Annotated in this window: 29 protein-coding genes and 6 pseudogenes; 21 read left to right on the forward strand and 14 right to left on the reverse strand. The window is 66.2% G+C overall.

Going from position 1 to position 23,051, the window contains the following annotated elements:
• Positions 1-47 precede the first annotated feature (47 nt).
• The 4 genes from ACGFI7_RS37770 to ACGFI7_RS37785 all read left to right on the forward strand — a co-directional run bounded on the left by ACGFI7_RS37770 (position 48) and on the right by ACGFI7_RS37785 (position 5,171).
• Positions 48-1,037 carry an AraC family transcriptional regulator gene (locus tag ACGFI7_RS37770; RefSeq protein ID WP_393413368.1) on the forward strand — a complete coding sequence of 330 codons (990 nt, stop codon included), beginning with the start codon at positions 48-50 and terminating at the stop codon, positions 1,035-1,037.
• Between the two features lie 106 nt (positions 1,038-1,143).
• Entirely contained in the window at positions 1,144-2,253 is a 1,110-nt protein-coding gene (locus tag ACGFI7_RS37775; protein ID WP_393413370.1) for a hypothetical protein, read from the forward strand.
• A 233-nt stretch (positions 2,254-2,486) separates the two neighbouring features.
• Positions 2,487-3,470: an ArsR/SmtB family transcription factor gene (locus tag ACGFI7_RS37780; RefSeq protein ID WP_393413372.1), complete on the forward strand. Its 984-nt coding sequence runs from the start codon at positions 2,487-2,489 to the stop codon at positions 3,468-3,470.
• Positions 3,471-4,025: 555 nt separating this feature from the next.
• Positions 4,026-5,171 carry an epoxide hydrolase family protein gene (locus ACGFI7_RS37785; protein WP_393413374.1) on the forward strand — a complete coding sequence of 382 codons (1,146 nt, stop codon included), beginning with the start codon at positions 4,026-4,028 and terminating at the stop codon, positions 5,169-5,171.
• A gap of 28 nt (positions 5,172-5,199) precedes the next feature.
• Here the strand turns inward: ACGFI7_RS37785 and ACGFI7_RS37790 are convergent, their stop codons facing one another.
• The 4 genes and pseudogenes from ACGFI7_RS37790 to ACGFI7_RS37805 all read right to left on the reverse strand — a co-directional run bounded on the left by ACGFI7_RS37790 (position 5,200) and on the right by ACGFI7_RS37805 (position 6,384).
• A complete protein-coding gene (locus tag ACGFI7_RS37790) occupies positions 5,200-5,460 on the reverse strand; it encodes an ADP-ribosylglycohydrolase family protein (protein WP_393413428.1) in 261 nt (86 codons plus the stop codon).
• Between the two features lie 9 nt (positions 5,461-5,469).
• Positions 5,470-5,715: pseudogene (locus tag ACGFI7_RS37795) on the reverse strand (ADP-ribosylglycohydrolase family protein); the annotation flags it as partial.
• 64 nt (positions 5,716-5,779) lie between these two features.
• Positions 5,780-6,046 carry a hypothetical protein gene (locus ACGFI7_RS37800; protein WP_393413376.1) on the reverse strand — a complete coding sequence of 89 codons (267 nt, stop codon included), beginning with the start codon at positions 6,044-6,046 and terminating at the stop codon, positions 5,780-5,782.
• The gene (locus ACGFI7_RS37805; protein WP_393413378.1) at positions 6,043-6,384 is read right to left on the reverse strand and encodes a hypothetical protein; all 342 of its coding nucleotides are present in this window, start codon (positions 6,382-6,384) and stop codon (positions 6,043-6,045) included. The genes ACGFI7_RS37800 and ACGFI7_RS37805 overlap by 4 nt, the downstream gene beginning before the upstream one ends.
• 652 nt (positions 6,385-7,036) lie before the next feature.
• Here ACGFI7_RS37805 and ACGFI7_RS37810 point away from each other — a divergent pair.
• On the forward strand, positions 7,037-7,762 hold the full coding sequence (locus tag ACGFI7_RS37810; RefSeq protein WP_393413380.1) for a BTAD domain-containing putative transcriptional regulator: 726 nt from the start codon (positions 7,037-7,039) through the stop codon (positions 7,760-7,762).
• Here the strand turns inward: ACGFI7_RS37810 and ACGFI7_RS37815 are convergent.
• Genes ACGFI7_RS37815 through ACGFI7_RS37840 form a run of 6 tightly spaced genes read right to left on the reverse strand, consistent with a single transcriptional unit; the run spans position 7,759 to position 11,719 of the window.
• Positions 7,759-8,169, reverse strand: coding sequence for a S26 family signal peptidase (locus ACGFI7_RS37815; RefSeq protein ID WP_393413382.1), 411 nt, complete (start codon positions 8,167-8,169; stop codon positions 7,759-7,761). The two genes, ACGFI7_RS37810 and ACGFI7_RS37815, sit on opposite strands and share 4 nt — an antisense overlap.
• A 6-nt stretch (positions 8,170-8,175) precedes the next feature.
• Positions 8,176-8,403 carry a hypothetical protein gene (locus ACGFI7_RS37820; protein ID WP_393413384.1) on the reverse strand — a complete coding sequence of 76 codons (228 nt, stop codon included), beginning with the start codon at positions 8,401-8,403 and terminating at the stop codon, positions 8,176-8,178.
• Positions 8,390-10,174, reverse strand: coding sequence for an ABC transporter ATP-binding protein (locus ACGFI7_RS37825; RefSeq protein ID WP_393413386.1), 1,785 nt, complete (start codon positions 10,172-10,174; stop codon positions 8,390-8,392). Before ACGFI7_RS37825 ends, ACGFI7_RS37820 begins: the two co-directional genes overlap by 14 nt.
• Positions 10,171-10,635: a TlpA family protein disulfide reductase gene (locus ACGFI7_RS37830; protein WP_393413388.1), complete on the reverse strand. Its 465-nt coding sequence runs from the start codon at positions 10,633-10,635 to the stop codon at positions 10,171-10,173. Before ACGFI7_RS37830 ends, ACGFI7_RS37825 begins: the two co-directional genes overlap by 4 nt.
• A complete protein-coding gene (locus ACGFI7_RS37835; protein WP_393413390.1) occupies positions 10,635-11,141 on the reverse strand; it encodes a MauE/DoxX family redox-associated membrane protein in 507 nt (168 codons plus the stop codon). The genes ACGFI7_RS37830 and ACGFI7_RS37835 overlap by 1 nt, the downstream gene beginning before the upstream one ends.
• 35 nt (positions 11,142-11,176) lie before the next feature.
• Complete coding sequence (locus tag ACGFI7_RS37840) at positions 11,177-11,719, reverse strand: DUF4158 domain-containing protein (RefSeq protein WP_393413392.1); 543 nt, start codon at positions 11,717-11,719, stop codon at positions 11,177-11,179.
• Between the two features lie 10 nt (positions 11,720-11,729).
• Here ACGFI7_RS37840 and ACGFI7_RS37845 point away from each other — a divergent pair, with 10 nt between their 5' ends.
• On the forward strand, positions 11,730-12,011 hold the full coding sequence (locus ACGFI7_RS37845) for an NAD-dependent epimerase/dehydratase family protein (protein WP_393413430.1): 282 nt from the start codon (positions 11,730-11,732) through the stop codon (positions 12,009-12,011).
• Positions 12,008-12,598 carry a tyrosine-type recombinase/integrase gene (locus tag ACGFI7_RS37850; RefSeq protein ID WP_393413394.1) on the forward strand — a complete coding sequence of 197 codons (591 nt, stop codon included), beginning with the start codon at positions 12,008-12,010 and terminating at the stop codon, positions 12,596-12,598. Before ACGFI7_RS37845 ends, ACGFI7_RS37850 begins: the two co-directional genes overlap by 4 nt.
• On the opposite strand, the gene ACGFI7_RS37855 is transcribed toward ACGFI7_RS37850, so the two are convergent.
• Positions 12,591-13,268: a hypothetical protein gene (locus ACGFI7_RS37855; RefSeq protein WP_393413396.1), complete on the reverse strand. Its 678-nt coding sequence runs from the start codon at positions 13,266-13,268 to the stop codon at positions 12,591-12,593. The two genes, ACGFI7_RS37850 and ACGFI7_RS37855, sit on opposite strands and share 8 nt — an antisense overlap.
• On the opposite strand from ACGFI7_RS37855, the gene ACGFI7_RS37860 reads away from it, so the two are divergent.
• The 6 genes and pseudogenes from ACGFI7_RS37860 (at position 13,227) to ACGFI7_RS37885 (ending at position 17,049) form a co-directional block, all read left to right on the forward strand.
• The gene (locus ACGFI7_RS37860) at positions 13,227-13,550 is read left to right on the forward strand and encodes a transposase (protein WP_393413432.1); all 324 of its coding nucleotides are present in this window, start codon (positions 13,227-13,229) and stop codon (positions 13,548-13,550) included. The genes ACGFI7_RS37855 and ACGFI7_RS37860 overlap by 42 nt on opposite strands.
• Before the next feature lie 237 nt (positions 13,551-13,787).
• A complete protein-coding gene (locus ACGFI7_RS37865; RefSeq protein WP_393413398.1) occupies positions 13,788-14,096 on the forward strand; it encodes a hypothetical protein in 309 nt (102 codons plus the stop codon).
• A gap of 364 nt (positions 14,097-14,460) precedes the next feature.
• The gene (locus tag ACGFI7_RS37870) at positions 14,461-14,823 is read left to right on the forward strand and encodes a DUF2809 domain-containing protein (RefSeq protein WP_393413400.1); all 363 of its coding nucleotides are present in this window, start codon (positions 14,461-14,463) and stop codon (positions 14,821-14,823) included.
• Between the two features lie 465 nt (positions 14,824-15,288).
• A complete protein-coding gene (locus ACGFI7_RS37875) occupies positions 15,289-16,107 on the forward strand; it encodes a type II CAAX prenyl endopeptidase Rce1 family protein (protein WP_393413402.1) in 819 nt (272 codons plus the stop codon).
• Between the two features lie 163 nt (positions 16,108-16,270).
• Positions 16,271-16,585, forward strand: a pseudogene (locus ACGFI7_RS37880) (ATP-binding protein); the annotation flags it as partial.
• Entirely contained in the window at positions 16,504-17,049 is a 546-nt protein-coding gene (locus tag ACGFI7_RS37885; RefSeq protein ID WP_393413404.1) for an ATP-binding protein, read from the forward strand. The pseudogene ACGFI7_RS37880 and the gene ACGFI7_RS37885, both read left to right, overlap by 82 nt.
• 90 nt (positions 17,050-17,139) lie before the next feature.
• Here the strand turns inward: ACGFI7_RS37885 and ACGFI7_RS37890 are convergent, their stop codons facing one another.
• Positions 17,140-18,084, reverse strand: a complete 945-nt coding sequence (locus ACGFI7_RS37890) for a glycoside hydrolase family 16 protein (RefSeq protein ID WP_393413406.1) — start codon at positions 18,082-18,084, stop codon at positions 17,140-17,142.
• Between ACGFI7_RS37890 and ACGFI7_RS37895 the strand changes: the two genes are divergently transcribed.
• Positions 18,085-18,429: a hypothetical protein gene (locus ACGFI7_RS37895; RefSeq protein ID WP_393413408.1), complete on the forward strand. Its 345-nt coding sequence runs from the start codon at positions 18,085-18,087 to the stop codon at positions 18,427-18,429.
• A 229-nt stretch (positions 18,430-18,658) separates the two neighbouring features.
• Positions 18,659-19,123: a winged helix-turn-helix transcriptional regulator gene (locus ACGFI7_RS37900; RefSeq protein ID WP_393413410.1), complete on the forward strand. Its 465-nt coding sequence runs from the start codon at positions 18,659-18,661 to the stop codon at positions 19,121-19,123.
• A gap of 317 nt (positions 19,124-19,440) precedes the next feature.
• Here ACGFI7_RS37900 and ACGFI7_RS37905 read toward each other — a convergent pair.
• Positions 19,441-19,488: pseudogene (locus ACGFI7_RS37905) on the reverse strand (hypothetical protein); the annotation flags it as partial.
• 115 nt (positions 19,489-19,603) lie between these two features.
• A pseudogene (locus tag ACGFI7_RS37910) lies at positions 19,604-19,726 on the reverse strand (alpha/beta hydrolase family protein); the annotation flags it as partial.
• A gap of 161 nt (positions 19,727-19,887) precedes the next feature.
• Here ACGFI7_RS37910 and ACGFI7_RS37915 point away from each other — a divergent pair.
• The 6 genes and pseudogenes from ACGFI7_RS37915 to ACGFI7_RS37940 all read left to right on the forward strand — a co-directional run.
• Positions 19,888-20,415: an SRPBCC domain-containing protein gene (locus tag ACGFI7_RS37915; RefSeq protein ID WP_393413412.1), complete on the forward strand. Its 528-nt coding sequence runs from the start codon at positions 19,888-19,890 to the stop codon at positions 20,413-20,415.
• Between the two features lies 1 nt (position 20,416).
• A complete protein-coding gene (locus tag ACGFI7_RS37920) occupies positions 20,417-21,160 on the forward strand; it encodes an SDR family NAD(P)-dependent oxidoreductase (protein WP_393413414.1) in 744 nt (247 codons plus the stop codon).
• A 16-nt stretch (positions 21,161-21,176) separates the two neighbouring features.
• Positions 21,177-21,530, forward strand: a complete 354-nt coding sequence (locus ACGFI7_RS37925; RefSeq protein WP_393413416.1) for a VOC family protein — start codon at positions 21,177-21,179, stop codon at positions 21,528-21,530.
• Positions 21,531-21,726: 196 nt separating this feature from the next.
• The gene (locus ACGFI7_RS37930) at positions 21,727-21,918 is read left to right on the forward strand and encodes an ArsR/SmtB family transcription factor (RefSeq protein ID WP_393413434.1); all 192 of its coding nucleotides are present in this window, start codon (positions 21,727-21,729) and stop codon (positions 21,916-21,918) included.
• 248 nt (positions 21,919-22,166) lie between these two features.
• Positions 22,167-22,259, forward strand: a pseudogene (locus ACGFI7_RS37935) (integrase core domain-containing protein); the annotation flags it as partial.
• Between the two features lie 73 nt (positions 22,260-22,332).
• Positions 22,333-22,974: pseudogene (locus ACGFI7_RS37940) on the forward strand (alpha/beta fold hydrolase); the annotation flags it as partial.
• Positions 22,975-23,051 lie beyond the last annotated feature (77 nt).

Raw genomic sequence — 23,051 nt, forward strand, 5'->3', positions numbered from 1 at the left:
TCGCGTCGGCGCGACAGTCAGCGGAGCGTGCAGGGGGAACCAGCGCAATGAAAGATGTGGATTCGCAGAGTCCGGGGCATGCCCCAGGTCCATTGACAAACGACCCGGCTGCCACCGCAGGCGTCGATCAGCTGCGAGATTTACTGGAGCAACAGTATCCGTCTTACTATCTCAAGATCATCAAGCCGCATCCGCACGGCGCTCGATACCAGCTTCTCCACAGGGAGAAGATCACTCTGTACACCGCGTCCTATGGGGCGGAGATCCGTACCGGGACGTCGGAGTCGTTGAACTTCTACGCGATCATGCCGTTGCGAGGGGCCGGCGCGGTGACGCTCAACGGGGAGGACGTCACCGCGCCGATCTCCATCATCGGCCCCCAGCAGAAGATCGACATGCACTGGAGCCTCGATCATGAAGTGATGGTGATGCAGCTTCCGTCGGCACTCATGCAGGAGGTGCTTGAGGATTACCTGGGTGATCCTCCCCGGGAGCGGCTGCGGTTCGAACCGAGGGTGAATGCCACCAGCGCGTTCGGTCACGCGCTGAGAATGCTGTCGTCGGCCGGCACGAGCGGGACGCTGCCCTTCGCGGCCTCGAAGCTGGCCGAGCATCACTTCGAGCAGTTCCTGCTGCACACCTTGCTCTCCTCCCAGTCCCACAATCACGCCCACGAACTCTGCGAGACTCCCGCCCCGTGGACCCCTGCCGCTCTCCGGCGCGCGATCCGCTATTGCGAGGATCACGCCGGCGAGCCGATCCGTCTCGGCGACATCGCCGCCGCGGCCAGGGTCAGCGTCCGCACCCTCCAGCTCGGCTTCCGCGAGCATCTGCAGACCACCCCCATGGCCTATCTCCGTTCCGTACGGCTGGCTCATGCCCACGCCGATCTGGTCCGTATCGCTGAGACGGGTAGCCAGACAACCGTCACGGATGTGGCCCTTCGGTGGGGGTTCGCCCATCTCGGACGTTTCGCGGCCCTGTACCGGCAGGCCTACGGCCGGCCGCCGTCCAGCACCCGGCAAGGACACCGGTAGGCGTGCTACACGACTCCATCGGCACGCGAACCGGCCACTACCCCTAACATTTTCTATTTTTTTGAACAGATCCTGCTGTATCGCCAGATTCTGGTTTGATGCGCGCATGAGATCTATCCGGCAGGGAGCATCACTGGCCGCGGTCCTGGTCATCACGGCGGTGGGCACTCCCGTGACAGTGGCGACGGCGACGGCGGCGTCGAGCTCGTGCGAGGCGCCGCCGCGCAGCAGCGCGGCCTACAACGATTTCGTGCTCACGTACAAGTCCGCATGCGCCACCAAGAAGAACTATGACCGGACGTTCCAGGACGTCACGGCGTCCGTCCTGGTCGACAAGCGCAACACGCTGTCGGTCACGACGTCGACGGCGCTGGCCGGCGCGATCGCGTCGGTCAAGGTGAACAACAAGGAGTTCATCACCAGCGGAGGTCACGGCGCCGCCTTCCAGTACGCCTTCCACGCCTGGCAGAAGGGCAAGGCGGCGACCGAGTGCTACAACCCCACGCAGGCCGGCACCCGCCTGGACGACGAGGGCCAGCCGCCGCCCTACCACGGCCCCAGCACCAGCGCGCTCTACGTGATGGCCAGGTCCGGCAGCACCATCCGCACGGAGGTGAGGCCCGCGATGTTCGTCACCCTCCCGGACACGAAACCGGGCTGGGGCGGCTGTCGCAGCGCCGACCACCAGCCCAAGCGCGTCCCGTTCACCATGGGCCTGTCGCCGTACTGGCTGAAGACCGCGATCGAGCTCGCCCCCGACCACGACGTGCCCAAGCTGGAGAACGTCTTCCGCGCCACCGCCACGATCACTTCCGACGACGAGCGACACGATCACTTCAGCGGTGTCCTCGTCGCCTACCTGCAGCCGGACTTCACCAAGGTCTTCTCCTACAGCCCCGCCACCCGTCGTCTGTCGCCCAAGCCCGCGGAGTCGCACACGAGCAGGGACCCCATGGTCCGTTGCACCCCCGACGGCGACTACTGCCTCGGCATGTACGTCAAGCCCGACGTTCTCGACGGCAAGGGCTACTACTACACGATGACCCGCCCGCCCATGGACTACAACGCCCACTTCGGCGAGAACACCATCCAGGTCACCAGCCCCAGCGGAGCCATGGACCGGGGAGACAAGGTCTCCTACGAGACCTACGTGGTCGTCGGCAACAAGAGCCGCGTCGAGGACACCATGACCCAGCTCCACCGCGCCTTCAGGTAGCCGGCCCTTGGCCGGGCGACCGAACCGGTGCCGCTGATGCCGCGGCCTTCGCGTCCCGCGCTCGATCGTCCTCCCGGCCGCGGACAGTCGCGTGGACAGCACCGGCACGCCCGTCGTGCTGTCCACGCCTGGAAGGATCGGCCGGTGCGAGGCCTGTTGGTTCCCTCAATGTCATGGACGAAACACCCATTAAAGTCCTTCCCGTGGAGAGCCGGATAGCTACGAAAGGCAGTGTGTGGAGCGAGTTGCGGTTGCGCTCCACACCACAGCTCCAGATCTCGATCTCGCCCAATCTGACCGCGCTCGCCATGCTCGCCGACGCCCTCGCCGGACGCCGCCGTGGCCTGCCCGAATCGTGGCGTAGGACGATCGCCTCACGGATCGGCCCGCTCGGCCGGGGCGCCGTGCGCCCGCTGGCCGTGGCAGGCAGCTCGGTCGCGCCGGACAGCACCGTGCCGTGCTCCCCCATCAACGGCGATGTCACCGTGCAGTCGCAGGTCACCGCCTTGCAGGACGGCTCGCCCGACTCTCTCATCAAGGATCTGGAGCAGACGTTCGGCCCGGGGACGCTGCCGTCGCACTGGCGCTCGGCCGCCGAGCGGCCCGGTCACTGGCTGCGCGGGTACGCCAGCGCCCTGGCCGAGGTCTGGGAAACCACGGAACCGCTGTGGCAACGCGCCCGCCCGCTGCTCGACAGGGAGGTCGAGCGGGTGGGCATCGCAGCCGTGCGGGGCGGCCACGAGCTGTTACTGGGCACGCTGAGCGAACGCATCGTCTACGGGGAGCGCGGCCTGCTCATCTCCGACCTGGAGTCGAGCACGTTCGAGCTGGGTGACAGGAAGCTCGTTCTGGTGCCCGTGCTGGCCGGCAAGGACGCCGTAATCGTCAGCCTGGACAGCCCGGACGCAGTCTGGATCGCCTACCCGGTGCCTGGCGCGAGCTCGTTGTGGCACGAGTCCGTCGCGCCCGCGGAGGACGAGGTGTCGGCGCTCCTGGGCCCGGTCCGCGCCCACCTGCTCTATGCCCTGGACCGGCCCATGAGCATGCGCACGCTGGCCACGGACCTGCAGATCGCGCCCAGCGGCCTGACGTACCACTGCGACCGGCTGCACGCCGGACGGCTGATCACGCGGGAGCGCCGGGGCCGCGAGGTATGGATCGCCCGTACCCGCCGGGCGGAGGAGCTGCTGGAGCTGTTCCGCCGTCATCCTGGGTGACTCTCCGCGGTCGGGCCCGCCGGTCGCAGCGACGAACTTCCGGGCCTAACCCCTGGTGATACGGACGGAACGGCAGTACGTGGACGGCCGGACGCGGGTCTTCTTCGGAGTGGTGGCGGTCATGTTCTCACCTCTTTTCGCCTCGACAACCGAGAAGAAGCCTGGCTCGACCACCATTCGCGTTTCTATCCGTTAAGCGCGGAGCCCGCTACGCGAAGTGGATATCCCGCCTTGTCACCACGCGCCTCTGATGATGGCCGAGGGCGATCGACCGTACGCCGCGTGGTGCACGCCGCCGAACATGGAGTGTGCGGTCTCCCCGCACGCCATCCCCGGAGCGCACATGGCGCTGCGTCTTATGGATAGCCGACGTCATGGGAGTCCCCATAATCTCCACTCAAGCACGAACAGGCGAACAGCCTGAAAGCTCCGGCTTTCGAGGACTCAGCGACTTTCCGTTTCGGGTCATCAGGTGCGCCCGCACGAGAAGGGGCCTGCGACAACGAACGCGTCGCCATCTTCATGTGATTTTCCATTTCCGAGAGGAATAGCTCGATGATCAACCCGTTCCGCATTGACATCCCGCAGGACGAGGTGGATGACCTACGAGACCGGCTTGCCCGTACCCGCTGGAGCGGCGAGCTCGGCGGCCAGGGATGGAGCCGTGGCGTCCCGACCAGCTACCTGCGGCAGCTCGCCGCCTACTGGGCCGACGGCTACGACTGGCGCAAGCACGAGGCCAGACTGAACGAGCTGCCCCAGTTCACCACCGACCTCCACGGGCAGACCATTCACTTCGCGCACATTCGCTCCCCCGAGGCCGGAGCCACCCCGTTGATGCTCATCCACGGATGGCCCGGCTCGATCGCCGAGTTTCTGGATGTCATCGGTCCGCTGAGCGACCCGCGTTCCCACGGCGGCGACCCTGCCGACGCCTTCCACCTGGTGATCCCTTCTCTCCCCGGGTTCGGCTTCTCCGCTCCGCTCCGTGATGCGGGCTGGACGCAGGGGCGCATCGCCGATGCTTTCGCCGAGTTGATGCACCGGCTGGGCTACTCCCGCTATGGCGTGCAGGGTGGGGACGTCGGTGCCTTCGTCGCCCCGGCCATGGGTCGCCAAGATGCCGAGCGTGTCATCGGTGTGCACGTCAACGCCCTGGTCACCTTCCCGATCGGGGCCGACGGCGAGATGGACGGCCTGACCGTGTCCGAACAGGAGCGGCTGGCGCGTCTGGAGCATTGGCAGCAGGAGCAGAGCGGCTACGACAAGCTTCAAGGCACCCGCCCGCAGACCCTGGGACACGCCCTGAACGACTCCCCGGCCGGCCAGCTCGCCTGGATCGTCGAGAAATTCAAGGAATGGACCGACAGCGCCGCCGACCTGCCTGAAGACGCCGTCGACCCCGATGCCCTCCTCACCAACGTCAGCATCTACTGGTTCACGCAGACCGGCGCTTCCTCGGCCCACCACTACTACGAGTCCCACCACGACCCATCGGCCTGGGCGCCACGCGAGCCCGGGACCGTGCCCACCGGCGTAGCGGTTTCTCTCTCCCAGGATGTCGCCATCCGTCGCTTCGCCGAACGGGATCACACCATCGTGCACTGGACCGAGCTCGAGCGGGGCGGACACTTTCTGGCCCTGGAACAGCCCGGCCCGTTCGTCGCCGACGTGCGCGCGTTCTTCCGCTCCCTGCGCTGACCCTTCGCACGCCGTACGGGGGCACGGGTCAGGCGGGCTCGTGGTCGAGGGGCGGGGCGCCCGCCCAGCCCGGTAGCGGCTCGCACTTTCCTCTCCACTGGGGCGGGAGGGGAGTGCTCCCGGACGCTGCGACGATGCCGCCGACGATGGCGCACGTGCTGTCGACGTCCCCGCCGGCCGCTGCCGTGGTCCACATGGCCGCCTCGTAGTCGTGGTGCCGGCGAGCCGCCACCCAGAGGGTGAACGGGACCGTGTCGTGGGAGGTGACCTGCCGCCCGTTGCCGAGCATCCGGGCGGCCAGCGTCGGGTCGCCGGCGAACCAGGCGCCGAGCGGCGCCACCCGCATCGCGGCACCGTTGCCCCACGAGCCCTTGCCGTCGAACTGCTCCGCGGAGAGCGCCCGCCGGTCGCCGCCTTCACGGACCAGCCGGAGCATGCGGTTCGTCGCCGGGCCGTACCCGCGATCGAAGTCGTGGCGGGCGGCGAAACTCGCGGCGAGCTCGTCCTGGTCGACTGTGCCGTGATCGGTCAGGACGCGGTAGACGGACCACGCGAGCTCACACTAGCACTAAAAAGTCCTAAAATCGCACTCATAAACTTCTGAGGAGTCATCTCCCATACGCTCCTATTTCGATCTCAATATCAAAGGTGGCCCAATCACACTTCCTCCAAAGGAAGCTGCAGATTCCTGCATGATGGATCCCTTCCTTGGGGCCCCAGGCTTTGACATTCAACCACAGCGTATCCCCATAACCTGTCGCCCTTTTGTCGTCGCCGTGAATGATGGTGAATCTAATGAGGCCGCCAGTCGGCTCGACATGTCCGTCGAGCGCCTCGAACCTGAAAGACTGGTCAGTAATCTTCACTATCTTCACAGAGCCTTCTTGCCGAAGAGACTCCATCCCGGGACACCCTCTAGATCACATCTTTGCCCAACAGCCAACGGCGAGCTACATCCACCAAAGGGGACACTTTTTCCATGTTTTGCAATCCAGCTCATTGCCTCCTTCGCAGTAACTCCACGTCGCACACCAATCCATAGATTCACCTCATAATAAACGTCCCAGTAATCCGAATTCGAGACCCTCGCCGGACGAGCGCGAACGCCATCCTGGATATCGCAGAAGCCGTCCTCATCAGGCCCCTTCTTGATCGACTTCCACATATCATTAAGTTGTTTATCGGTAAGTCGAGGGTTGTAGAAGTCAGCCATAAGGCCACGACGGGCAGGATCGGCACCCCAGTAGTCGTCCGGAGCCGGACGTCCCTTGCCCAAACCTCTATCGTAGACCCCGACACGCTTTTGCCTCTTCAGGATCCCAGTCAGGCTGAGAAAGAATATACTCCGGCGAGTTGATGTAGGCGGTCCACCATAGTGAACTCATGTACGTCTCGGAGCAGGTGTTGCCGATTTGAATGCAGCCTCCGGACCGAATCTCCTCGCCAATGTACTCCATGACATCGCCCCAACCCTGGTAACCGAGGTTGGCAGCAGTACCGGTCTGGGCGGTAACGCTGCCGAACGGGTCATAGCTGGTCGGCGAAAAGGCGGGGGCCGGCAGGCTCGGTTTCGCGTTGATCTTGAAGTTCTACCCGGCACGTGCGCGCGACCTACGTCACCCGCCAGAACCTCGCGGGCGGCGATCGTCGTCATTCCGGCCAAGGCACCCTTGCCCTGGTTACTTGGTGTGGCGCACAACGTGATCCGCGATCTCTATCGCGACGAGCTTCGGCGAGCGGCGCTAGCTAGGCGCTGGAGGACCAAAGCTCGCCGCTGCTCGTCACCGGGCCGTTCGCGCTATACCGGCTCCATACCGGCTCCCCCAATACTGTTGGGCGTGTTTACGCTATTGGGGCGACTGACGGTGACCAGCGCGGTCGGAGAGATCGCGATCGGAGCATCCAAGCAGCAGGCGATCCTGACGCTGCTGCTGCTCCAGCAGGGCAGCCCGGTGACCACGGACGGCCTGATCACCGACCTGTGGCCGGAGGGACCACCCGCCACCGCGCGGACGAGCCTGCAGACGTATGTGTATCGCCTGCGCAGGATCCTGAGGCCTCTCGAGGGCGTGCACCTGGCCACCCACGGATCCGGTTACGCGCTCACTGTCCCGGACGGTTCGCTCGACACCGAGCGTTTCGAGCGCTCGGTTGACGCGGGCGCGGCCATGCTCGCCCAGGACGAGGCGGCGCGCGCCGCGGAGCACCTGCGGGACGCGCTTGCCCTCTGGCGCGGTCCGCTGCTGCCCGACGCCGACCTCCCCGTCATCTGCCAGGAGCGCGAGCGGCTGGCGAACATGCACGTCAACGCGCACGAACTGCTTCTGGACGCGGAACTGCGGACCGGACTGGCAAGCCGGGTGATACCGGACCTGGAGCGGCTCGTGCGCGTCCACCCCTTCCGTGAGGGCCTGTGGGCCATGTTGATCAGAGCCCTCGCCAAGACCGGCCGCAGGGCCGAGGCGCTGACCGCCTACCAGCGGGTTCGCGATCTGCTCGCGCAGGAGCTCGGCATCGAACCCTCCGAGGAGCTCCGGCGACTCCAGGACGACATCCTCCACGCTCGCGCGGACGCCTTCCCAGCCGGCTAGGAACGCATCCGCCGGATGGTGACGGCCAGTACATCGGCGGCGCGAAAGTATCCGTGCTCGCGTGAGTCGTAGCTGGCGGCGGGATTGTCACCGAGCAGGACGACCTGCCCGTACGGCACGCGGTCATCGGGTACGGCGGGCCGTACCGCATTGGGAACCGGATCTCCCGCCAGCGCGACGATCCTTTTGATGAGGTACGGCCCACCGATGGGCAGCGGGCTGCGGACGATCACGATCTCATCGCGACTCAGCCCGTCAGCCCGCACACGCCTGGCGAGCAGGCGGTCTCCGTCCGCGAGGATGGGAGTCATGCTGGACCCGTCCACGCGGACGACCGCGTACGTGCGGCGCAGTCGTACGGCGAGCGCGAGCAACAGCGCGGCCGAACCTACCGCCAGGAAGGTCACCGGCAGTTAGCAGGAGCCGCAGCCGCCGTAGCGCTGCCACCCTGAGTAGGTGACGGTCTTGCCCCTGTAGCACACGAGCCTCTTGGCCTTCTGCATGGAATGGATGGGGCCGCTGACGGTGTAGCACACGGTATTGAGGCACTTGTACTGGTACTGACACTCACTCGCATCGGCCGGAACTTCCCGGACGACCGCCGCGAGCATGCGGTCGGTGAGGTTGTCAATGAGTTTCACAGCTCTCCTTCTGGTAGCCGCTCGCCTGCAGATCGAACAGGCGGGCGTAGGAACCACCGGACGCCATCAGTTCCTCGTGGCGTCCGGTCTCGGTGATGGCACCGCGGTCCAGGACGACGATGAGGTCGGCGTCCCTGACGGTGTTGAGCCGGTGCGAGATGAGCACGCTGGTACAGCCGTTGCGCTGTTTGCGCGTTCTGGCGTGCACGTCCGCCTCGGCCTCCGGGTCCAGCCCGGAGCTTGGTTCGTCGAGGATCATCAAGTCCCTCTGGCCCCGGAACAGCGCGCGCGCCAGCGCGGTGCGCTGCCACTGGCCGCCCGACAGGACCACTCCGGACTCGTCCTCCTCGCCGAAGAACATGCGGGTCAGCAGGGTGTCGTAGCCCTGCGGCAGCTCGGCCAGCGTCCGGTCCACGCCCGCCTCGAAGGCGGCGGCGTGGACGCGCTCGAGGTCCTCCCGGGCCGCGTAGAAGCCGATGGAAACGTTGTCCCGGGCCGACAGGTCGTAGTCCATGTGGTCCTGGAAGACGCCGGTGATGCGGGCGCGCAGCTCCTGCGGGTCCACGCTCCGGATGTCGACGCCATCCCAGGTGATCGAGCCGTGCTGGGGATCGTAGAACCGGCACAGCAGCTTGATCAGAGTGCTCTTGCCCGCGCCGTTGAGCCCGACGATGGCCACGTCCGCGCCCGCGGGGATGAACAGCGTGAGGCCGCGCAGGATCCACGGGTGGTCGTCGCTGTAGCGGAACCACAGGTCGGTGAGCTGGATGCCGCGCTGGAGGCGCGGCATGGGCGCGGGCTCGGCCGGCACCGGCAGGTCGCGCCCGGCGTGGGTAACGGCGACATAGTGGCCGAACATCAGCAGGTCCTCGTGCAGGGCCGCGATGCCGCCGATCATCCCGTTGAGCGCGTTCTGGACGGCGGCGACGACGGCGATCAGCAAGGACACGTCTCCGATGGACAGCGCACCGGACCCGGCGGCCATGACCGCCCACACCAGGCCTCCGCCGGCGACCACCGCTGCCAGCAGGGTCAGCAGGCCCTCCACGGACAGCTCCTTGAGGTCCATCCGGCGGCGGGCGGCGTTGGCCGTGCGCAACTCGCCCATCACCTTGCCCCGCAGGAACCTGCCGCTGTTGAACAGACGGATCTCCTTGGCGGCCTCGACGGTCGTCAGGAGGTCGCCGAAGAACATCTGGCGTCGTTCGGTCGGGCTGACCTCCCACATCAGCGAGACGCGCCGGCGCGAGAGGCGGATCTGAGCGATCAGGATGGGCAGGCCGGTGGCCAGCACGATCACGGTGAGCTTCGGGCTGATGACCAGGAGCGAGCCCACCATGCCCAGGAGGGTGATCGCTTCGCGGATCGTGCCAAGCACACCGGTGAGTACGGCATGACCCGACGACAGGCTGCTCTGCGCCATCCGCAGTCGATCGTGGAAGACCGGGTCCTCGAAGTTCCGCAACCCGGAGAAGCGGAGGGTGGCCAGGAAGAGCCGGTCCGTGGTGTAGGCGGTGAAGGCCCGGCCCATCTGGCTGCCGAGATAATGTGACAGGTGCGGCAGGACGGCCACCACGGCTCCCGCGACGGCCAGCCCCACCGCGAGCGGCACCAGACCGGCCACCGGCATCCCCTCGGCCAGGCCGTCGACCACCATCTTGGTCAGCCAGGCCACCGCGATCGGCGCGACCGCGTGAGCCAGCATCACCACGACATAGGCGGCCAGCAGTCCCGGGACCGTCCGGACGGCCACGGAGAGGGCCTGTCTCACGCCAGGTCCATCTCGGTCCCGGTCACCCGGTTGGCCGCATCGACGAGGTAGACGGTCGGATAGCCCGTGACGCGCAGCGCCGTCTGCAGGGGCCCTCCCAGCGAGGGCTCCACGACCACCCGCGCGGCTCCGGCCAGGGCCGCGGCGTAGTCAGCCGCCCCCTCCTCGGTCTCGGCCACGAGGACGGCGATCGCCTCGCCGGAGCCCTGCGTCGCGCGCTCGGCGAAGCCGGGCAGCATCTCCTCGCACGGCTCGCAGCCGGGTGCGAAGAAGCCGATGAGCCCGGGTCCCCGCATCACCTCAAGGGGAATCCGCTCGCCGATGGCGAGCCCGTCCTCGGTGTGCGACAGTCCCTGGCGCGCTGGTCGCGCGCGGAGCCGGCGGATGATCCCGACCGTGAGCAGCAGGTTGACCAGGCAGAGCAGCCCGAGCAGCACAACGGCAGCGACCAGATAGGACACTACGCCTTCCCCTTCACCAGATCGACGATGTCGTCGAGGACGATCAGCAGCACGGCGCCCACGAGACCGGCGGAAGCCGCGACGGCCAGCCCCTCCAGAGGCGCTTGCCCTCCCGGCCGGACGAGCGCGATCAAGCCCGTCACCACCACCAGCAGCAGCAGCGCGTTGCGTGTCACGTGCACCGGCCCGAGGGGCGTCGCGGAGCCGCCGAAACAGCGGCATGGCGTGCGCACTCCGGCGCGCATCGACGCGACGATCACCGCGGTGAACCCGGCCAGCAGCAGCCCGCTCAACGCCAGGCCCAGTGGCGGCACCAGCATGAGGAACGGCACAGCGGCCTCCGCACCCGCCACGCCCACGGCAACCGTCATCCGGCTCCCGCTCGGCACGGCGGTGAGCGAGGATGCGAAGGCGCGCAGGGCCGCGACGCTTCGGATCTTCGTGACCGCGGAGACCGCGAAAACCACGGCGAGCACGACCTGGCACGCCACTTGCGGGAGGGTCATAGCCGACGATCATCACGGTTCGCGCTAGCGCCGGCCTAGCGCGCCGTTAGCGCCGCGCATGCTCGATCTGCCCTAGCTGGACCGAGGAACTGAAGGGAGACGTGGCCGACCAGGTGGCCGACCGGGCCACCGCGATGAAAGCCCTGTCCACGTTGAGCGACGCTGACAAAGAGGTGCTGACCTTGGCCACGTCGCCGTACCCACTGATCAACTGAGTGGCGGCTCGCCGGAGCTGTAGGAGTTCCGGGCCGGGTCAGCGTGCTGATCCCGGGCAGCAGCACGTCGTTCTGGCGCAGCCAGCGCACCGCGTACTGGAAGCACGCGGTCGGGCCGTCGCCGGTGTTCCACGCGTCCGCCCGCACCTTGCCCGCCAGCTCGACCTCGGCCGAGGCGAAGTCCTTCAGCCCGAACGCCTCGGCAATCTCCCAGGTGTGCTCCAGCCGCGTCTTGTCCCGCTCGGTGTAACGCTTCACACAAGACGGATCCTCGATCCCCAGCTGGCCGGCGACGACGTCCAGGACCTCGTTCGGCACCTCCAACGGGTCGGCCAGGAAACACCCCAGGTAGCGAACGGTCACGACCCTCCAGATCTACGGCGACGGCCGACAACGCCGAGACTTCACCTACATCGACGACGCCATCGCCGGCACCATCGCCGCAGGAACCGCCCATCTACCGAACAGCCTGATCAACGTCGGAGCCGGCGGCACCACATCACTCAACGACGTCGTCGACCAAGCCCGCCGGATCGGCGTGCGGGGCGCGGTGGGTGGATCTCGACTTCGACGACGCCGTGCTGACGGTGGCCAGACAGCTCACGATCGTGGACCGGAAGGTGCGGGAAGGGCGTCCCAAGACGGAGGGCAGTGACGCACCGGTGGCTCTCGACTCGGGAACGCTGGCTGTGCTCCGCGCACCACCGGCGGCAACGTAAGGAGCGGCTGGCGTCGGCGGAGCATGGCTTGAGTCGGGTCGGATCTTCACCCAGGAGAACGGCAGCGAGCGAGCTGAAGCCGGAGCGGGTGTCGGAGTACTTCGAGCGGCTGGTCTTCGCAGCCGGGCCGCCGCCGATTCGCCTGCACGATCTGCGGCACGGCGCCGCGACCCTGTATCTCGCGGCCGGGAACGACATGAAGACCACGAGCGCGATGATGCGGCACTCGAATCAGGCGATCACGTCGGACCCCTATACAAGTGTGCTGCCGAACCTGGCTCGGGCGGCGGCGGAGGCGAGCGCAGCGCTGGTGCCCCGGCGGGTTCGCGTGGGGGACCCGTCCGAAACTGGCGGTCCCCCTACGATCCCCCGCATGAAGCCCGACAACCAGGCGCAGCACGACGGTGTCGCGGACCTCAACTGCTCGCACGGGATCGTCAGATCGAGGCGGCGCGCAGCGGTGTTCATTCAGGTGGCGCGAGATGCCCACATGCCGCTTGATCGCCCCAGAAACCTTATGTGACTCTAATCAGCTCTATGAGCAGGTAGAAGCCAACTCCCGCGTCATGATCTCTGCGCGCTTCCGCAAGTTCAGGCCTAGCCTCTAAATAGTATTGCTCCAGCGAGCCTAACGACCTGACTGAGAGAATGACCTTCCCCCATCGTGCCGATTCCATGTCGATGGAATCTGGGCGACGATGGATGACAGTCCAACCCTCGCGCTCCAGCCCTTCCTGCATTGATTTCAGCGCATCAGAGAAAACATTCTTTCCTGTATCGACTACTAACATCTGCGTAATCTGATGAGTATTTTCGTACACGAAATCTATCGTAGTCCGTGTTACCACCTTACCCACCTTGGATACTTCACCAACTGTCGCCTCATCAACTTCCAGCAGAGTTGGGAACCATTGCGTGCTACAGCCGCCAACAGTTATCAGCACACATAACGTCACAAGGAGATGTTCTATTTTGCGTGACATGTCTTTAAGATTATAACGCGAGAAAGATGGCATGATCACCCACTTGCAGACCGTGTACTGGTACTTCGTCCGCTGGGAAGAGGCCAAGGTGACCGAGCAGATCCTGGTCGCGTTGCGGCGGCAGGTCCGCCTCGCCGAGGGCCGCTCCCGGAGCCGACGGCCGGTGTTATCGACTCCCAGAGCGTCAAAGGCGCGGACACTGTCGGCCATGACAGCCGAGGCTACGACGCGAACAAGAAGATCAACGGCCGCAAGCGATTTATCATGACCGACACGCTCGGCCTGTTGCTGGTCGTGTGTGTCATGGCGGCCTCGGTCCAGGACCGGGACGGAGCCAAGACCACGCTACTGAGCCTGATCTATTCACCCCGGTCCGATACGTGTTCGCCGATGCGGGGTTCGCCGGGATGTTGGTGGAGTGGACCCAGCGGGTGCTGCGGACCGCGCTGCACATTGTGGGTAAAGCCCCAGGCCAGGTCGGGTTCGCGGTGATCGAGCGCCGTTGGGTGATGGAGCGCTCGCTGGCTTGGCTGACCAATCACCGCCGTCTGGCCCGCGACTACGAACGCCACCCGGCCACCGCAGAGGCGATGATCCGCTGGGCCGCGATCGGTACCATGGCGCCGCCTCACCCGCGGAGGTGCTGCTTCTCGCCAGCAGCGGTTCGTACCTGCCTGTCCAGCGGATTAGCGCCGTCTCAAGCACGATCTGAGAGAGTAGGTTCCGCGCATGTCTTTCCGGCTCAGTCATGGCGCATCAGGGGCGATCCGTCGTTTCGCGGGGTGGGTCGCCCGCGGCTCGGTCGGTCATCCCATGCTTGAGGGCGTCAACTACTGGGACGAGTTGAAGGACTCTCCGTCCCAGATGGAGACCTGCTTTGCCGTCTTCGCCAACGTCCTCGAACTTGACGATCACGGACTGCCGATCAACGAGAAGTACGCCGAGCGCCGGGCAGCCACATGGCTCTACCTGTACTGCACTGGCGAACTCCCTCCCGGAGAGCCAGACCTTGAGCCGTGGGAGTGCGCGCTCTACTGATCCGAATCGGTACCACGGCACGGCGTCTCACGTGCGGGGCTGCTGCCACTCGACAGCAGCGGTTCGTACCTGCCCGCCCAGAATTAGTCCTTCTCAAACACGTTCTATTCTGAGAAGCATGACGTGACGGTGCTGGATGAGTGCCCGAGCCCGCATGTGGCCATGCTTCAGCGTGCTCACTTACGCCTGGAACAGCGCACGCCATACCCGGTGCCGGCGCGGACCCGAGGTCGGACGGTTCCGACTGCGTGAGGTGGTCGCTGGCCTGCCGCGATCAGCATGCCGCCGAAAGGGACGATCTCTATGATCAGGTTCGTCCTGATCGTTGAGATTCGGAGAAGATGTCAGTCTCATGCGCCGCGCCATGGTCGTTCTGGGTGGCGTCGCCCTCGCCGTCTGCGCGTTCGCCCTCTTCTACCGGGGCCCGGGACAGCCGTTCGTCCGCGGTTACGTGAGCGACGTCGGCGCCACCATGCTGGTCTACGCGTTCCTGGGACTGCTGTGGCGCACCACCGCCGCACGCCGCACCCTGGCCACGGCCGTGATCGCCGCCGCCGTCGAGGTCTACCAGATAGCCGGCATGACCCCGCCGGGCATCGGCGGCGTCCTGGTCGGCGCGTTCCCCGACCCATGGGATCTGGTCGCCTATGCCATCGGCGTGGGCGCGGCCCTGGCCTGGGAACGCCGCACGGTCCGATCCGCTCCGGCCGTAACGAGTTCGACGTGACGTGAGAGCGGCTACTTCACAGCGGCCATCCCGTCGATCAGGGGGAATGGCCTCCCGCGTAGGGCACCGGCCGACGTCTCGTCACGCCGTATCGTCTTGCCCTGCCGTATCTGCGTGGACCCCGTTGACGCGCCGGGGCGGCTTGCGGATCATAGCCGGACCATCGAATCAAGACGATGAAGGGGCCGACGAGGCTGGTGACCGCACCAGAGGCGAAGGCCGGAACCGCCATGACGAACTCGCCATCCGGATCGCCGAGTCCGGGCGGTCGTCCGTCGATCCAGTTCATCGTGGCCCAGGCCTGTGTGACGACGATCACGCCGAACGCGGTCCTGATCGCGCCCAGGACATATCCGAACGGATGGCGGCAAGGGTAGCGCCCCTGAGATCTCGGCAGCAGGCCCAGGGTGCCGCTCAGGGGGGACCCGGATCCACCAGCGTGGCACGGAGATCGATGATGGCGTCGTGACAACCAAGACGGCATCCCCCCAGAGCGGCCTTCGTCGGCCGCTCGTCGTGTTCTTCGCCCTGACCTTCCTATTCGGCTGGGGAGCTCTGGCATCCCTGATCGCGTTCGGCGGTCTCCTGGAACCGATCTTCGGCCCTCCGTCCGGCACCCACCCGGTGTTCGTCCTGGCCGTGTACTCGCCCGAGATCGCGGCCCTCTACGTCCTCTGGCGTGTAGGCGGCCTGCGCGATATCCGGGACCATTTGCGCCGTCTGACCCTGTGGCGGATGCCTGCCGGGTGGTGGTTGTTCCTGCTGCTCGCCATGCCCGCGGGCAAATATCTGAGCGCGCTGCTGAACGGGACTGCGGGCGAGTTTCCGTTCTCGCCGTGGTACACGGTCCTGCCCGCGCTGATCCCGGCTCTCCTGCTCGGGCCGATCGAGGAGCTCGGCTGGCGTGGTTACGCCCAGCCGATGCTGCAGCGCCGGTTCAACCCCTTGGTGACCAGCCTGATCCTCGGACTCTTCTGGGGGCTGTGGCACCTGCCCGCGTTCCTGCTGAGCGGCACCCCGCAGAGCGCGTGGTCCTTCGGCCCCTTCATGCTGGGTGCATTCGCGCTGTCGATCATCATGACGCCGCTGTTCAACGTCTCCCGTGGCAGTATCCTCATCCCCGCCCTGTTCCACTTCCAGGCCAACATCCCCGCCTACCCCGAGGGGCAGCCCTGGGAGAACTACGTGTTCGCCCTCGTGGCAGTGGTCATGGTCATCTGGAAGCGGGACCACTTCTTCTCCCGGGACACCGCCGTCACCGACGTCGTCCTCCGTACCCACTGACCTCCCGCGCCCGAGCACCCAGCGGCGCGCTGCGCTTCACACCACGCGACTCCGGCGAGGCCGACTCCCGGACATCGTCACTCGACCGCTGACTGACACTTCGCTCCGTCGCGCCGCTCGGCGTCGGTCTTGGAGGGGCGTATGGAGGATCCGTGCAACGTCAATCCGGCTCTGCACACCGCCTGCGGCAACATCCCGCCCGCAGAGTACGAAGCGATCTACTACCGTTACCAACAGGCCACACCCACCGTGGCATGACAATCCAGGAACGCGACTCCACCGAACTCGGGGCACACCAGAGTCTCCACGAAACCCGGCGCAGTGCACCTTCCACATCTGGCAGGAAGAGGCCTCTTCCATCCCGATCCCCACGCAAAGCGCGCTGCGGACGCTGGAATGGATCGCCCGGAGGGAGAACTTGTGTGTCTGCGGCCCGTCCGGCACCGGCAAGTCCCACTTCGCCGAGGCTCTCGGGCAAGCCGCCGTCGATGCCGGGATGAGCGTCGCCTGGTTCACCATCGAAGACCTCGGCGCGCTGGTGCGCGCCACCGCGTCGACGACTCCATCGCCAGGGCCCTGGCCCGGATTATCCGCAGCGACCTGGTCATCGTCGACGACATCGGGCTGCTACCGGTCTCCACCAACGCCGCCGAAGGCTTCTACCGCCTGGTGGATGCCGCCTACGAGCGGCGCAGCCTGGCGGTCAGCAGTAATCTGCACCCGTCCGGCTTCGATGAGATCATGCCCAAGACCTTGGCCACCGCCACCGTCGACCGGCTCCTGCATCACGCCCACATCGTCACCCAGGGTGACAGCCACCGGAGATTTCGTGTCCACCTGGGGAGAAGATCTGTCCGCCAGCGGGGAGGACCCAAGTTTGCCACTGGGAAGTCGCACAGTCCATTGACACCGGAGATGAAGTGCCCCGTTTTCGTCATCTGACCAGGTCACGATGCATGTCGGCCGTTCAGACTGCGGGCTTCGATCCCGCCTGCACGGAGAAGGCCCGCGGCTAAAGGGATGGGCGTCCAGTTAGGGCCTGTCGGTGCAGCCGTTCGGCAACATGCTGGTCACCATGGCAAGGCCTGCAGGCTTGGACGGAGAGCCGATGGTGTCACGGAAATCGGTCCCCGCAGCACGGAAGCCGGCGACTCTGGCTCGCACGTCGGCCGGAGAGACCGTTTCACCCCTGCTGTGATAGATCCAGTCCACCTGCAGCCGGTAGATTTGCGGGCTCGAGCCGTCGGCCAGGGCCGTGAACCACTGATTGAACTGGATGCGCATGAGCTGCTCTGGATAGTAGATACCACCGTGATCGGCGAAGAGGCGCCCATCTACGTAGTACCGCATGCGTCCACCGGAGACCTGGATGACCAGGTCGTGCCAGCCGGCGAAGCCCATCGGTTCTGCGGTGTGGGTGTTCACCGCATGCCACGGATGGGTTCGGTAAGTCTCCCAACTCGTGGCGTACAGCCTCGTGTCCAGCGCCCCCCATCCGCCGTTGGGCAAGTACTCGAAGTCCAGTTCGCTGTAGTCGAGGTCACAGTCCGCCCGCAGTGGGCTGATGGTGAAGAACGCCTGCACCACTTGCCCACCGTCGGGACCGCTCAAGGAGGTGTCGCTGAAGCGCACTCTGGACGCGTACGTGCCCTCGCGGAAGCGTTGACGTGTGGTGAACAGCGCGGCCTGCACGGTGCCGGAGGCGGTCCCATCCGTGACAGAGTCGAGCGTCAGCAGTCCGTCGGGGAAGCTGACGGCCGACGGTGACCAGCTCACGCCAGGCACGCCGGGTCCGCCCAGTCCGGAGCGCGCAGTCCAGCCGCGCTGGGCGAGCAGCGGATCCGATGCACCGGAGTAGGAAAAGTCGTCGAAGAGCACCCCGGTCGAGCCTGTTGCCTTGCCTCCTGAATCAGCTTTGGTATGGAGATACCAGGTGAGGCTGATGGCGGCGGCGACGAGCAACCCGTAGCGGAGCATATGACAGATACCCACTCCATCCCCGTATCGCGCTATGTAATCATTTCACTCCTTGAGGTTACCCCGGGTGCGGCCGATGATGCCGTCGAGGTCGGCCGCCCTGCGGGCAGCGCGCCGATCGAGGTGGTCGATTCCCGTCCCATCGGCGCCGTCTGGCTGCTGGAGGGCCTGTGGCGGCAACTGGCCGTCGCCTCGGCGATCAAGAAGACGGCCGACGGCCGGCGCTTCACCACCAACATGGAAGGCGTGCTGTTCGCCCTGGTCGCCAAGGCGATCTGGAAGGGCCGGGCGCTGCTTGCCACTGAGCCCGTCCACCCGGTATCGGCCGGGCCTGGTCTCGAGTGAGTGCTTCGCCCGCGCCACGGTGACCGCGTGCTGCTGCCGGGTTGGGCTGCTTGTTCTCTGTGTTGATCAGGCCGCCGCCGATGCAGCAGGCCCGGGCGATCAGAGCATCCTGAGGAGGGCGGCCCACGGAAAGGAAGATGGCGCAGTGCTGTCAGTTTCCTGCCGCATCATGCACGGCATACACGTCTCATGCTTTCATGATGCAAGTCTTGCACGCTAAGATGAGCGTATGCTGGGGAAAACCTATGACTCACAGGAGTGCTCGATCGCACGCACTCTCGAGGTGGTCGGCGAACGCTGGAGCCTGCTAATCATTCGCGACGCTCTGTTCGGGGCAGCCACCCGCTATAGCGACTTCCAGCACAAACTGGGCATCGCGACCAACATCCTCAAGGCCCGGCTCGATGGCCTCGTTGAGACGGGGCTCATGCGGCGCCACAGGTATTCTGAGCAGCCCGAGCTTTACGAGTACCTGCCGACCGAGAAGGGGCGTGCACTCGCGCCCGCGCTGGTCGCGCTCTCTGAATGGGGCGACCAGTGGGCGACTGACGGGGAGCCGCCCGTCTTTTACATTCACGCGGTGTGCGGCACCGGCGTCGCCCAGCGGACGATGTGCGACCACTGCGGTCTCGTGGACGATCCCGCTGAGATCCAAGCCGCGCTCACGCCCGGCCGCTTATCGCAGAAGGTCTGACCTCCCGTCGTAGCGGCTCGTGCCCGCCACCTTGCCTGCCGGATGGGCCGTTCATCCTGGCGATGGCTCGTCCGGACCAGTCGCAGGAAGTCCGTCATCACGCCACCGAGTCCGGGCGCTTCCACTCCTGACCGGACACGTGCTGCCCGAGGAAGGCCAGGACGGTCTCGTATCAGGCGACGATGTTGCCGGCCTTGAGGATTCCGTGGTTCTCGTCGGGAAGTAGAGGGCCTTCGCGTCCGTCCGTACGCCGCAGGTGCCACGAGTCGCAGCGCCTCGCCGATCGGCACCCGGTAGTCCTTGTCGCCGTGGATGACGAGCATCGGGGTGGTGATCCGGTCGAGGGCGTTGTGCGGCGACAGCAGCGAGTAACGCTCGCCGTCGGGCCGGCCGAACTCGCGTTGCCGGTACGCGCCGCCAGTACATCGCGGCGTCGGTGGTGCTGGCGAACTGGTCGCGGTTCCACAGCGAGGCGTGGGTGACGATGGCCTGGTAGCGGTCGCTGTGGCCGGCGAGCCAGTTGGCCATGCAACCGCCGAACGAGCCGCCCATCGCGGCGACGCGCTCGCCGTCGACGTCGTCCCTGACCAGAGCCGCGTCCACGATCGCGTCGAGGTCTCTCGAACCGCGGTGGCTCCGTCTCGCTCGTCTCGTCGTTCACGCGTCCATGCCTGCGGGAATAGCGCGGCGGGGCCTCCCGGGCATGTACGCAATCTGGCGAAGGTGCTTGCGTCATGAAAGCTAATGGCCGTACAGTCACTTGCATGACGCAAGCGACTCAGCAGCAGAGCTACACCACCACCTTCGTGGTGGACCAGACCCCTCAAGAAGCTTTCGAGGCCGTCACCAACGTCCGCGGGTGGTGGTCGGAAGACGTCAAGGGCGTCACCGATCAGGTCGGCGCCGTGTTCTACCACCACTACAAGGACGTCCATCGCGCCACGATCCAGATCACGGAACTCGTTCCCGGCCAGAAGGCCGCCTGGCGCGTCCTGAACAACCATTTCAACTTCGTCACTGACCAGGCCGAGTGGATCGGCACGGAAGTCGTCTTCGACATCCTCGAGAAGGACGGCGGCGCCGAGGTCCGCTTCACCCACAAGGGCCTGGTCCCGCAACACGAGTGCTACGACGTGTGCTCCAACGCATGGGGCGGCTACATCGACGGCAGCCTCCGCAACCTGATCGCCACGGGCAAGGGACAGCCCAACCCCAAGGAGGACGGGGACATCGCGGCCCACCAGGACGCCGCCACCGTGGCCCGCACCGGCACCGGGTCCGCGGATGTCTGAGATGACCGAGCTCACAGGCAAGAACATCCTGGTCACCGGTGCCAACCGCGGGATCGGGAGGGCGCTGGTCGAGGAGGCCCTGCGCAGGGACGCCGCGCGGGTGTACGCGGGCACCCGCGCCCCCTTCGCTCACCCCGACGCCCGCGTCACGAACCTGCTTCTTGACGTGACCGACGCGACACAGATGCAGAAGGCCGCCCAGACGGTCATGTCCCTCGACATCCTCGTTAACAACGCCGGCGCGGCACTGTACGACGCGCTCGACGACGACGCCGTGCTCGAACACCACCTCGCCGTCAACCTGTACGGCCCACACCGCATGACGCAGGCCTTCCTGCCGCAGTTGGTCAGTTCGAGCGGCGCCGTCGTCAACAATCTGTCGGTGATGGCTTTCGCCCCGCTGCCCATCGTTCCGGCCTACTCGATCTCGAAGGCTGCCGCGTTCTCCTTGACGCAGTCGCAGCGGGCGTTGCTCGCCGGCCGCGGCGTACGGGTGCACGCCGTCTTCATCGGCCCGACGGACACCGACATGTCCCGCGAGTTCGACGCCCCGAAGGCCACGCCGGAATCGGTAGCCAGTGCCATCTTCGATGGCGTGGCGAACCACGAGGAAGACATCTTCCCCGACCCCATGTCGCAGACTATGGCCGACGGTTGGCGCGGTGGCCCGGCTAAGGCGCTGGAGCGTGAGTACGCCAGCATCGGCTCTCAGCCCCAGCCTGGTTCCGCACCCACCCCTGCATGACACCACGGAGATCATCATGACCATCCTGACTCCCGGCAGCCTGCTGCTCGGCAGCACCCGGCCCGAGGAACTGCGCGAGTGGTACCGCAACGCGCTCGCACCGGAACACCAGGGCGAGGGCCCGCTCAACCTCGGCGGTTTCCTGCTGGTCATCGACCAGCGCGACGACGTCGCGGCCAAGAACAGCGAGCCGGGCCGAGCCATCCTCAACTTCCACGTCGACGACTTCGACGCCGCCGAGAAGCAACTGCGGGCAGCCGGCGTCGACTGGCTCCTGCCCGTCGAGGACCGCCCCTTCGGCCGCTTCGGCGCCTTCGCCGACCCCGACGGCAACTACCTCCAGATCATCCAGCTCAAGGGCGACGCCTAGAACCAGCTCAGGTGCCGTCGCTCTCCAGTTCACACCGAACCGGAGAGGCGTGTCGGGTTGAGCAGGTCGTTGTCTTCACGGGGACGCTGTCCTACGTGTCCGGCCTGATCCGCTACGAAGCTGGGGTACGAGTATTGCTCCCGAGACCGTCCCAAGATCGGGTCCCGTCGAGGGGATCGACAGCGTCCTGGCCGCGCTGGCAGAGCCGACGCGACGTCGCCTGCTCGATCTGTCCGCCGCGGATGGCGAGGCGAGCGCGACCACGCTGGGCGAACGGCTGCCGGTCACGCGGCAGACAGTGGTCAAGCACCTCGCCGTCTGTGACGCCACCGGCTGGTTTCCGGCGCCCAGGTGGAACAAAGGGCGCGGTACGCGGCGCTTGACGTGACAACGCGGTAGATGTTCACGCTCGCGGCAGAGTAGGATCTGCGGCTGCCGCTCAAGCGTCTCGCCGAGGCGGCCGATCGGGAAAGAGAGCTGAGCCCACCACACTCGACAGGTTGGGCCCCTTGCCGGGACGAGGCGACCGAACCTCCTAAGCAGCCCCGGAACAGAGCGTTCATGCCACGGCCCCTGACCACAGGAATCGCTTCGGCCTACGCGCTGCCCGCGGCTGGCCGCACGCTGCTGTTCGGGCGGCTGGCCGTCTTCAAGTGGATCACTCGCTACAACACCCGAAGACGGCATTCCGCCCTCGGCTACCTCAGCCCTATCGACTACGAGCAGCAAGCCACCGATAAGGCGCTGCTCGCGCATAACAGCTCGTGTCCACACTTCGGGGTGAGCCCCCGGCTACGACGTCTTCATGATGGATCTGCAGGGGTCGGGCAAGTCGACGCGGCCTCGTATGGAGGATCCGTGCAACGTCAATCCGGCTCTGCACACCACCCTTCTCATCCCTCCGCTCTCTGGGCAGCGCACACCCAGCTATCCGTTCCAGCTGAGCAACTCCCAGAGCGATTGGGCCGAGCTGGACACTGTGGTCGAGTACATCCGGTCCGAGCGCAACGTCTCGAAGGTCGCGTTCATCGGATGGTCCGCAGCTGCGTTCCAGATGGGCCCGTACGCGATCGACAACCCCGAAAAGGTCGAGAGTCTGTTTCTGGTCGCTCCCATGTTCCCGCCCGCTGGCAGGACGGACCCGCCACCCACGCTGCCGGTGCCCGGATTCCCCACCCATGTGTTCACCTTGGGGGGCTTCAAACAGGGTTGGGACACGCAGGTCCACTGTGCCAACCAGCGAGAACCCGACGTCGTAGATGCGGTCTGGAAGGCACTGATGGACATCGATCCGATCGGCCGCACATGGGGCAAGATCCAACCGTCTGGCCGCCCGCTGGGTCTCAGCCGGTTCCGGAACGCGCTGTGGTGGGGCTGGAACGCCGAGGCCGCGGCGCGGGATGGCGTGCTTGGCGGGAGCGTGCCGCCCGCGTTCCGCAGCTAATCCATGATCCAGGGCATGTTCGGGTGTGAAACCGCAGGTCGGTGGCTTGCGACGTGGTGGAAACGGCGAAAAGCCCT

Source organism: Nonomuraea sp. NPDC048826 (assembly GCF_043198225.1).
GTDB lineage: Bacteria > Actinomycetota > Actinomycetes > Streptosporangiales > Streptosporangiaceae > Nonomuraea.